This is a genomic window from Bradyrhizobium genomosp. III (assembly GCF_000261705.1).
GTDB classification, from domain to species: Bacteria; Pseudomonadota; Alphaproteobacteria; order Rhizobiales; family Xanthobacteraceae; genus Bradyrhizobium; species Bradyrhizobium ottawaense.
In genome coordinates this window covers 1-9,220 of record NZ_AJQF01000382.1, presented here as the reverse complement: position 1 = coordinate 9,220, position 9,220 = coordinate 1, and the positions used below count along the sequence as shown (strand labels likewise).

The 9,220-nt window shown below is 65.5% G+C and carries 11 protein-coding genes; 6 read left to right on the top strand and 5 right to left on the bottom strand.

The genetic code is table 11. The features are described 5' to 3' along the window. Positions 1-180 precede the first annotated feature (180 nt). The gene (gene argJ, locus IC66_RS0131185; RefSeq protein ID WP_028141888.1) at positions 181-1,422 is read left to right on the top strand and encodes a bifunctional glutamate N-acetyltransferase/amino-acid acetyltransferase ArgJ; all 1,242 of its coding nucleotides are present in this window, start codon (positions 181-183) and stop codon (positions 1,420-1,422) included. 216 nt (positions 1,423-1,638) lie between these two features. Here the strand turns inward: argJ and IC66_RS0131180 are convergent, their stop codons facing one another. Further along, positions 1,639-2,964, bottom strand: a complete 1,326-nt coding sequence (locus IC66_RS0131180; RefSeq protein WP_028141889.1) for a TadE/TadG family type IV pilus assembly protein — start codon at positions 2,962-2,964, stop codon at positions 1,639-1,641. Between the two features lie 136 nt (positions 2,965-3,100). Between IC66_RS0131180 and mutT the strand changes: the two genes are divergently transcribed. Further along, a complete protein-coding gene (mutT, locus tag IC66_RS0131175; RefSeq protein WP_028141890.1) occupies positions 3,101-3,511 on the top strand; it encodes an 8-oxo-dGTP diphosphatase MutT in 411 nt (136 codons plus the stop codon). Between the two features lie 134 nt (positions 3,512-3,645). Here the strand turns inward: mutT and IC66_RS0131170 are convergent, their stop codons facing one another. Beyond that, positions 3,646-4,515 (bottom strand): methyltransferase domain-containing protein, encoded by an 870-nt coding sequence (locus IC66_RS0131170; RefSeq protein WP_028141891.1) that lies wholly within the window; start codon positions 4,513-4,515, stop codon positions 3,646-3,648. A 225-nt stretch (positions 4,516-4,740) separates the two neighbouring features. Between IC66_RS0131170 and IC66_RS0131165 the strand changes: the two genes are divergently transcribed. From IC66_RS0131165 to IC66_RS0131150, 4 genes are read left to right on the top strand one after another with little or no spacing between them, the layout of a single operon-like run. Next, positions 4,741-5,550 carry a ComF family protein gene (locus tag IC66_RS0131165; protein WP_028141892.1) on the top strand — a complete coding sequence of 270 codons (810 nt, stop codon included), beginning with the start codon at positions 4,741-4,743 and terminating at the stop codon, positions 5,548-5,550. Between the two features lie 35 nt (positions 5,551-5,585). Next, a complete protein-coding gene (gene grxC / locus IC66_RS0131160) occupies positions 5,586-5,861 on the top strand; it encodes a glutaredoxin 3 (protein ID WP_028141893.1) in 276 nt (91 codons plus the stop codon). After that, complete coding sequence (locus IC66_RS0131155) at positions 5,858-6,736, top strand: carbon-nitrogen hydrolase family protein (protein WP_028141894.1); 879 nt, start codon at positions 5,858-5,860, stop codon at positions 6,734-6,736. Before grxC ends, IC66_RS0131155 begins: the two co-directional genes overlap by 4 nt. Then, positions 6,733-7,215, top strand: a complete 483-nt coding sequence (locus IC66_RS0131150; RefSeq protein WP_028141895.1) for a DUF1178 family protein — start codon at positions 6,733-6,735, stop codon at positions 7,213-7,215. The genes IC66_RS0131155 and IC66_RS0131150 overlap by 4 nt, the downstream gene beginning before the upstream one ends. Here the strand turns inward: IC66_RS0131150 and IC66_RS0131145 are convergent. The 3 genes from IC66_RS0131145 to ubiG form a co-directional block, all read right to left on the bottom strand. Continuing rightward, on the bottom strand, positions 7,212-8,111 hold the full coding sequence (locus IC66_RS0131145; RefSeq protein WP_028141896.1) for an EamA family transporter: 900 nt from the start codon (positions 8,109-8,111) through the stop codon (positions 7,212-7,214). The genes IC66_RS0131150 and IC66_RS0131145 overlap by 4 nt on opposite strands. Before the next feature lie 249 nt (positions 8,112-8,360). After that, complete coding sequence (locus IC66_RS0131140; RefSeq protein ID WP_038950275.1) at positions 8,361-8,642, bottom strand: GIY-YIG nuclease family protein; 282 nt, start codon at positions 8,640-8,642, stop codon at positions 8,361-8,363. A 100-nt stretch (positions 8,643-8,742) separates the two neighbouring features. Beyond that, positions 8,743-9,220 (bottom strand): bifunctional 2-polyprenyl-6-hydroxyphenol methylase/3-demethylubiquinol 3-O-methyltransferase UbiG (gene ubiG / locus IC66_RS0131135; RefSeq protein ID WP_038950274.1); only part of this gene is annotated, 478 nt, incomplete at its 5' end.

Genomic DNA, 9,220 nt, shown 5'->3' with positions numbered 1-9,220 from the left:
GCCGGCGGCGGACGCCAAGCCGGCGGATGCGGCGAAGCCCTCCGACAGCAAGATGGCGCCGCCTGCAAAGAAGTAAGAATTCGCTGTCACTTCGGTGACGTGAAGAGTATCTAAGCCTTCGTGATGCCCGGCCCCCGCGCCGGGCATCTGCATATTCAGATCCCACCAAGGCGCCCCGCGATGTCCTCCTCCGTCTCCCCGCTCGCCCCGAAAACAGTTCCCGACATGCCCACCATTGCGGGCATCCGTCTCGCGACGGCCGAAGCCGGCATCCGCTACAAGAACCGAACCGACGTGTTGCTGGCGGTGATGGACAAGGGCACCGCGGTCGCCGGCGTCTTCACCAAGTCGAAATGCCCCTCCGCACCGGTGGAATGGTGCCGCGCCAAGCTGAAAGGCGGCAAGGCGCGCGCGTTGGTGGTCAATTCCGGCAACGCCAATGCCTTCACCGGCAAGACCGGCCGCGCCTCCACCGCGCTGACCGCGAAGATCGCGGCCAAGGCGGTCGGATGCAGCGAGGGCGAAATCTTCCTGGCCTCGACCGGCGTGATCGGTGAGCCGCTGGACGCGACCAAGTTCGACGGCGTGCTGGGCCGATTGGCTGAAGCCGCCGAGCCCGGCGACTACCTCGCTGCGGCCAAGGCGATCATGACCACCGACACATTCCCGAAGGTCGCGACCGCGACCGTCAAGCTCGGCAAGGCCAAGGTCACCATCAACGGCATGGCCAAGGGCGCCGGCATGATCGCCCCCGACATGGCGACGATGCTGTCCTTCATCTTCACCGACGCACCGATCGCGCCCGCGGCCTTGCAGGCGCTGCTCAAGAACGGCGTCGAGGACACCTTCAACGCGGTGACGATCGACGGCGACACGTCCACGTCGGACACGCTGCTGGCCTTCGCCACCGGCGCTGCCGCCGAGCACGGCGCACCGAAGATCAGCCGCGCCAGCGATCCGCGCCTGAAGGCCTTCGTCAAAGCCTTCAACCAGGTGCTCGCCAATCTTTCTGAACAAGTGGCCCGGGACGGCGAAGGCGCGCGCAAGCTGGTCGAGATCACCGTCGAGGGCGCCAAGACCAAGACCTCCGCGCGCAAGATCGCGATGTCGATCGCCAACTCGCCGCTGGTCAAGACCGCGATCGCCGGCGAGGACGCCAATTGGGGCCGCGTCGTGATGGCAGTCGGCAAGGCCGGCGAGCCGGCCGATCGCGACAAGCTTTCGATTTCCTTCAACGGCATCCGCGTCGCCAAGAGCGGCGCGCGCGATCCGGATTATGACGAGGCGCAGGTCTCGGAAGCGATGAAGGCCCCGGAGATCGCGATCAAGGTCTCGCTCGGCCTCGGCAAGGGCCGCGACCGCGTGCTGACCTGCGACCTCACCAAGGAATATGTCGCGATCAACGGCGATTACAGGTCGTAGTTTCGCTACTCTCAGACCCATCCCCGCGCAATGGCGAAGCCATTGTCGCTGGAGGTGCGAGTGATGGGGCGCGAAGCGCCCCATCGGGAGCCTCGAAGGATGCACGGCGACCGCTACAGCCGCGTGGAGAGAGCCGGGCCGTCGCCCTTCGAGGGCCGCCGAAGGAGCGGCCACCCCAAGGGTGACGGTAAGAGAGCGCGAGAGCCGTGCTTCAAATCACCCTGAAATCCGCGCGTCCGCGACCGCTTTCTTGAACAGCGCGTTCATGGCGTCCGAGATGCCTTGCGTCGGGCTCACCTCGAAATAGAGCCCGGACGACGCGCAGCTCTGCATGTTCTGCGCGATCTCGCTGTTCGGCGACGGCCCGTAGGGGCCGGTATTGAACGGAGCGACCCATTTCATGTACCAGCTGTTGGTGGGCAGCGCGAGGTACGTTGTGTACAGCACGGCAATCTTGACGCCCCGGTCCTTCATCGTCTTGCAGAGCGCAGCATTGAGCGGCGATTGGCACCGCGTGGTGCCGGAGAGCGGTTTCAGGCATCCGGTGTTGCTCTCGTCAGCGACCCCGTCGGAGACGAAGAACAGATATTTGAGCGGGCTGGACGACGTGCCGGTTCCGGGGGAGCTGATCTCGCCGTTGATCGCAGGGAATATCGCGGTGAATGCCGTGTCCTGGTCGTTATTTTCGTTCTGACCGTTCACCGACATCAGGTCGATATTACCCGCCGCCGATTTGGCGCTGGAGAGAGAGCCCGACAACGAAAACAGATTGCGCAGGCCGAGCGTGCTTGCGGAGCCGCCGAAATCGTAGATCGCCATTCTGAACTGGTTTGAATAGGTTTCAGTCGCACTCGCAGTATCCATCAACGACTGCGTTGCGGTCCGCAGCACGTCGATCCGGGTGGTCACGCCAAGCTTTTTGGCAAGGTCGTAGTAATTGTTCTTGTCCTTGAGGTCGTGGCAGGCGAAAGCGCACTTGTCCGATGTGTTGTTGACCATCGTCTGCACGTCGGTCGGCGTGGCGCCGACACCCATCGACGGCGAATTGTCCAGCAGCAGGTAGAAATCGATATAGAGCGGCATGCTGGCCGTCGCTTTCGACGTACCGGTCAGCGTCAGCGCGGTCTTGCCGATCAGGCCGAGAAACATGGTGTTCACGGTGGCGTTGAACGCGACGGTCGAGGTGACGGTCGATCCGGTTTTGACCACGGTCGGCGTGACGCTGTTGAGAGTGTAGCCGGTCTGATTGGCGCGATTGGCGTCGAAGATGTTCTGGGCGTCGGTGACGCCCACGGAGATCGAGCCATCCGACGTCATGGAGCCGGCGGCCTTGAAGGCCGGCGATGCCTTGGCGATCGAGCCGACGCTGGCAGCATCGGCTGCGGCCTGAAGCTTGGCCCGGGTCTGCGTCGCGCGCGAGTAGTCGACCGCGCAGCCGACCGCCGTGATCAACGGGACGCAGGCGAGCGCGAAGATCACCGCGATATTGCCGCGCCGGTCTTGGACGAACCGGCGGATGATGGTGGAATTCGCTGCGCGCATGGCTTGGGCCCGAGTGGTTTAAGCGTTTCCACTCTAGGAACCGTCGATTAAATATGACTTATGGGAACCTCGAAAACATGGGCCGCAATAGGGTTAATAAACCGTTGCGGATGATCTTCAGCGAGCGACATCGCGTATGGCCGATCTGAAACTGACACTGGTTGTGGCTTGCGCGCTGATCGACCCCGACAAGCGCGTCCTGATCGCGCAGCGCCCCGCGGGCAAGACGCTGGCCGGCCTCTGGGAGTTTCCCGGCGGCAAGCTCGAGCCAGGCGAGCGGCCGGAGCAGAGCCTGATCCGCGAGCTGCACGAGGAGCTCGGCATCACCGTCGCCGAGCCGTGCCTGGCCCCACTGACCTTCGCGAGCTACGGCTACGAGACCTTCCACCTCCTGATGCCGCTCTATATCTGCCGGCGCTGGGAGGGACAGGTGACGCCGCGCGAAGGCCAGACCCTGGCCTGGGTCCGTGCCAACAAGCTGCGCGACTACCCGATGCCGCCCGCGGACATTCCGCTGATCCCGCATTTGATTGATCTATTGATGTGAGATGCACTGTGCCCCGGACGCAGCGCGGCGCTCCTTCAGCGATGCGCTGCAGAGCCGGGGCCCACGCTTGCCGCGGAGCTGGGTCCCGGCTCTGCGCAGCAGCGTTTCACGCTGCAGCGCGTCCGGGACACGCATCACTCTTTCCCCGCCTTCTTCACCGCCTCCGCCAGGCTCGCTTTCGCCGATCCCGGCTTCAGCGGCTGCTGCTGGCTCGCATGCGGGGCCCAGCCGGAGAGCCAGATGATGTCGAAGGTGGCACGGATGCGGCCGTCGGCATCGGCAAAGCGCTCAGTGTAGATCTCGGCCATCCGCAGCAGCGTCGCGCGCCGGCTCGGTGTTCGCCGCCGCTCGATCAGCACATTGGCAGCGCCCATGCGCCGGAGATCCTGCATCAGCGCGAATGCGTTGGAATAGCGCACCACGACGCGGTCGACGTCGGTCACCGGCAGCGCAAAGCCCGCGCGCTGCAACAGCGCGCCGATGTCGCGCAGGTCAGCAAATGGCGCGACGCGCGGCGAAACGCCGCCCTCGCATTCGGCTTCCGCGGCGGCAAAGGCCTGGCGCAGCTCGGTCAGGCTGTCGCCGCCGATCATCGCCGCGAGCAGCAGGCCGTCGGGCTTGAGCGCGCGGCGGATTTGCGCGAGCACGCCCGGCAGATCGTTGACGAATTGCAGCGCCAGCGCGGAGACGACGAGATCGAGGCTTTCGGGCGCGAAGGGCAGCGTCTCTGAACCCGCAGCATCGAGCGCGATCCGTTGGAGGGAAGGCAGGCGCGTGCGCAACGCCGCCAGCCCCTCACCAGGCGTCCAGAGATCGACCGCCGCGTGAAACTCCCGCATCACCGCAGCCAACCGGTCGGACATGTCCTCGGCGACGCGATCAAGCAGGAAGGTCACCTCGCCCTGTGTCTGCGCACGCCGCTGCCGCGATTGCAGCAAAGCGCGATCGAACAGAGCGGGCGGGGTTTGCGGGGACTGAACCATGCCGCTGGTTACGCCGATCATGCTGGTTCTGGCAATCGCTCCCGTGTCCCGGACGCGCCGCAGCGCTCTTGCGCTGCTGCGCAGAGCCGGGACCCAGACACCAACACCGGACGATGCCGTGAGATGGGCCCCGGCTCTGCAGCGCACCGCACCGGACGATGCTTCGCATCGCCGGGGGCGCTGCACTGCGTCCGGGGCACGAGAGCGTGGCTTGAGCCCGGAGCCTCAGAACGCTAGCCTTCCCGCATGGACGCCGACGCCGCCCCCACCCGTTCCATCGCCGCCCCCTTCCGGGCGGCGTGGACGGCCGGCCGCCACGCGCTGTCGCGCGCGGCACGGCTCGCGCTCGACATCGCGCTGCCGACGCAGTGCGTGTCCTGCCGCGAACCGGTCGATGGCGAGGGCGTTTGCGCTTCGTGCTGGGCGCGGCTGTCATTCATCGAACGTCCCTACTGCCCGCGGCTCGGCATTCCCTTCGTCTATGATCCCGGCCCCGACATGCTGTCGATGGAGGCGATCGCGAGCCCGCCGGCCTACCAGCGCGCCCGCGCGGCCGTGCGCTATGACGACGTCGCGCGCACGCTGGTGCATGCGTTGAAATACCAGGACCGCACCGATTTGGCGCCCGCCATGGGCCGCTGGATGGCGCGCGCGGGCGGCGAGCTGCTGGCCGGGGCCGACATGCTGGTGCCGGTGCCCCTGCATTGGCGGCGAGCCTGGCGCCGCCGCTACAACCAGTCCGGAGCCCTGGCGCAGATCATCGGGCGGCAGAGCGGTGTCAGGGCGAGGGCTGAGGTGCTGCGCCGGGTGCGCGCCACCGAGCAGCAGATCGGCCTGTCGCGGGCCCAGCGCGCCACCAATGTGCAGGGCGCGTTCCAGGTATCTCCCGACCGTCAGGCCGAAATCCAGGGCCGCCGCATTGTCCTGATCGACGACGTCCTGACGTCGGGGGCGACGCTGGATGCCTGCGCGCGGGTCCTGCTCCGGGCCAAGGCCGCCCAGGTCGACGTGCTGGTCTTCGCCCGGGTTGTCGAGAGCGGCCCCCGTCCCATATAATTCAATGACTTCATGAGATGAGAGCGCCGGACGCCATGACTGCTGCTGTCGAGATCTACACCAGGCCGGGCTGCGGCTATTGTTCCGCGGCGAGGTCCCTGCTGACCCGCAAGAAGGCGACCTTTACTGAATTCGACGTCGCCAAGAACCCCTCCTGGCGGGACGAGATGTACGACCGCGCCGGCGAAGGCTCGACCTTCCCGCAGATCTGGATCGGCGGAACCCATGTCGGCGGCTGCGACGATCTCTACGCCCTCGATCGCGAAGGCAAGCTCGACGGCATGCTGGACAGCGTGAAGGCGGTGTCATGAGCGAGAACCGCACCTTCACGGCCGCCATGGTGCAGATGCGCACCGGCCTGATGCCCGGGCCCAGCCTCGAACAGGCCACGAAGCTGATCCGGCAGGCTGCGGCGGGCGGCGCCGACTACGTGCAGACGCCCGAAGTCAGCAACATGATGCAGCTGAACCGCAAGGCGCTGTTCGAGCATCTGCAGAGCGAGGAGGACGACACTTCGCTGAAGGCCTACCGGGCGCTCGCGGCGGAACTGAAGATCCATCTCCATGTCGGCTCGCTGGCGCTGCGCTTCTCGGCCGAAAAGGCGGTCAACCGCTCCTTCCTGATCGGGCCCGAGGGGAATGTGCTCGCGAGCTACGACAAGATCCACATGTTCGATATCGAGCTGCCGGACGGCGAGAGCTATCGCGAATCCGCCAATTACCAGCCGGGCGAGACCGCGGTGATCTCCGACCTGCCGTGGGGCCGGGTGGGCTTGACGATCTGCTACGATTTGCGCTTTCCCGCGCTTTACCGCGCCCTCGCCGAGAGCGGTGCATACTTCATCACCGTGCCCTCGGCCTTCACCCGCAAGACTGGCGAAGCGCACTGGCACGTGCTGCTGCGCGCGCGCGCGATCGAGACCGGCTGCTTCATCTTCGCAGCTGCCCAGGCAGGCACCCACGAGAACAAGCGCGAGACCTATGGCCATTCGCTGATCATCGATCCCTGGGGCGAGATTCTCGCCGAGGGCGATGTCGAGCCCGGCATCATCATGGCCAGGATCGACCCGGCCAAGGTCGAGACTGCCCGCCGCGCGATTCCCTCGCTCCAGCACGGCCGCCGCTTCGGCGTGTCCGATCCCAAGGCCGGGCCGGATCATTTGCACCTCGTGCGGGGATCGGCATGATCCGCTACGCGCTTCGCTGCGACCGCGACCACGGCTTCGAGAGCTGGTTCCAGAGCTCGTCGGCCTATGATTCGCAGGTCAAGCGCAAGCTCGTGACCTGCCCGATCTGCGGCTCCGCCAAGGTCGACAAGGCGATCATGGCCCCGCGCATCGTCGGCAAGAAGGGCCGTGGGCGCGCGGCGCCACCGCCGGAACCGGCGGCTGCCCCCACGCCCGAGGCAGCACCATCAGGACCGACCTCGCTGATGCTGGCGCAGGAGAAAGAGCTGCGCACCAAGCTGAAGGAGCTGCGCGATCACATCGTGAAGAACGCCGACAATGTCGGCGAGCGCTTCGCCAATGAAGCCCGCGCGATGCATTACGGCGACAAGGAGCACCGTCCGATCTACGGCGAGGCCTCGCCGGAGGAGGCGAAGTCGCTGATCGATGAGGGCATCGAGGTGTCGCCGCTGCCGACATTGCCGGAAGACCGGAATTAGGCCCCCACCAGCACCGCCACACCGATGATGATCAGCGCGATACCTGCAAGCTCGCGCGGCGCGATCGGCTGCTTGAACGAATAATACGCCACCGCTTGCGCGAACAGCACCTCGATCAGAGCGAGCGTGCGGACATTGGCGGCGGCCGTCAGCGCGAACGCCAGGAACCAGAATTGTGACGCGAAGGCGCCCATGAAGCCGGCCAGCATCGACGGCTTCCACAGGCCGAGGATCGCCTGCAGCACCTTTGGCGCGCGCCAGAGCAGATAGATCGTCAGCACCAGCGTCTGCACGAACAGGCCGAGCACCAGCGTGAACGAGGCCGAGGTCACGAATGAGACGCCGGGCACGTTGATGATCGCACCGCGAAAGCCAACCGCAGACAGCGCGAACGCGGCAGCCGCAACGAGGCCGGTGATGGTCGGCTTCAATTCGGCAAAACTCTTCTCGCCGCCGGGCCTGAGCGCGGTGATGACGACGCCGACGGTCGCGATCACGATCGCCAGCACCTTCAGCCAGGTCAGGTGATCGCCGAGGAAGACGAAACCGAAGATCGCGGTCTGGATCGCCTCGGTCTTCAGGTACGCCGTCGTCACCACGAAGGAGCGATCGTTCATGGCGAGCAGCATCAGGCCGGTGGCGACGATCTGGCTGAGCGCGCCGAGCAAGAGCCACGGCCAGAACACGGTCGGCGGCATGCCCAGACGATCGCCGGTGGCGACCAGCACCACGCCGAGGAACAGCACCGAAAACGGGAAGCCGAACAGGAAGCGGATATTGGTCGCGCCCCAGGTCCCCAGCGGCTTCGTCAACGACCGCTGCATCGCATTGCGCGCGACTTGGCCGAGCGCAGCAACGAGGGTGAAGGGAATCCAGAGGCTGGCGATGGTGAGCATGGGGTGGGCGGGCATTAGCGGGAAATAACTGCGGCCAACCTGCAAGTTGAGGCCAGCGCGGTCAACCGCACGGACGTCATGGGAGCGATGCTCTCGCCACAAACTCGGTGTCGTCCCTGCGCACGCAGGGACCCATAACCCCAGGGAGCAGTTTTGCGACGACTGCCAGCCCGCGCATCCAACACCGCGCCCCACCGATAGATCACGCGTTCGCAGGGACGACAGCATTTTCTGGGCCGCGTCACACCGTCAAACCAACAGATCACTTGGATCCCGCCACTTGGGATTATCGCGCTCGATCAGCTCGATCTTCCAGTCGCGCTTCCAGCGCTTGAGCTGTTTTTCGCGGGCAATCGCTTCTTCCGCTCGCTCGAAGGATTCGGTGTAGACGAGGCGGTGCACGCCATAGCGCTTGACGAACTCCGAGCCCTTGCCGGCGCGGTGCTGCTCCAGGCGTTTCTGGAGAGAGTTGGTTACGCCGATGTAGAGCGTCCCATGATGGCGGCTGGCGAGGATGTAGACGTAGTACATGCTCGGGGCGCCTGATTGGGCTAACTAGACGGGCCTGTGGTTATGGGTCCCTGCGTTCGCAGGGACGACATCGGCAGAGGAGTCGCAACTCGCATCACACTCACACCATCCCTTCCGCCACCACCATGTAGTTCACGTCCATGTCCGACGAGAGCGTCCATTTGTCAGCGAAGGGGCTGTAGACCACGCCGGTCTGCTCGGTGATGACGAGGCGATTGTCGAGCAGGTATTTTGTCAGTTCGTCGGGGGTGACGAACTTGTTCCATTCGTGGGTGCCGCGCGGCAGCCAGCGCAGGACGTATTCGGCGCCGACGATGGCGAGCGCGAAGCTCTTCCAGTTGCGGTTCAGCGTCGAGACCACCATGAGGCCGTTCGGCTTCAGCATCGCGGCGCAGCGCTTCAGGAAGACGCCGACATCGACGACGTGCTCGACCACTTCCATCGCCAGCACGATATCGAAGCGCTCGCGCGGGTCGATCTCCTCCACCGTGGTACAGCGGTAGTCGATCGCAAGATGGCCCTTGTCGGCGTGCAGCTTGGCCGCGGCGATGTTGCTCTGGGAAGGGTCGACGCCGATG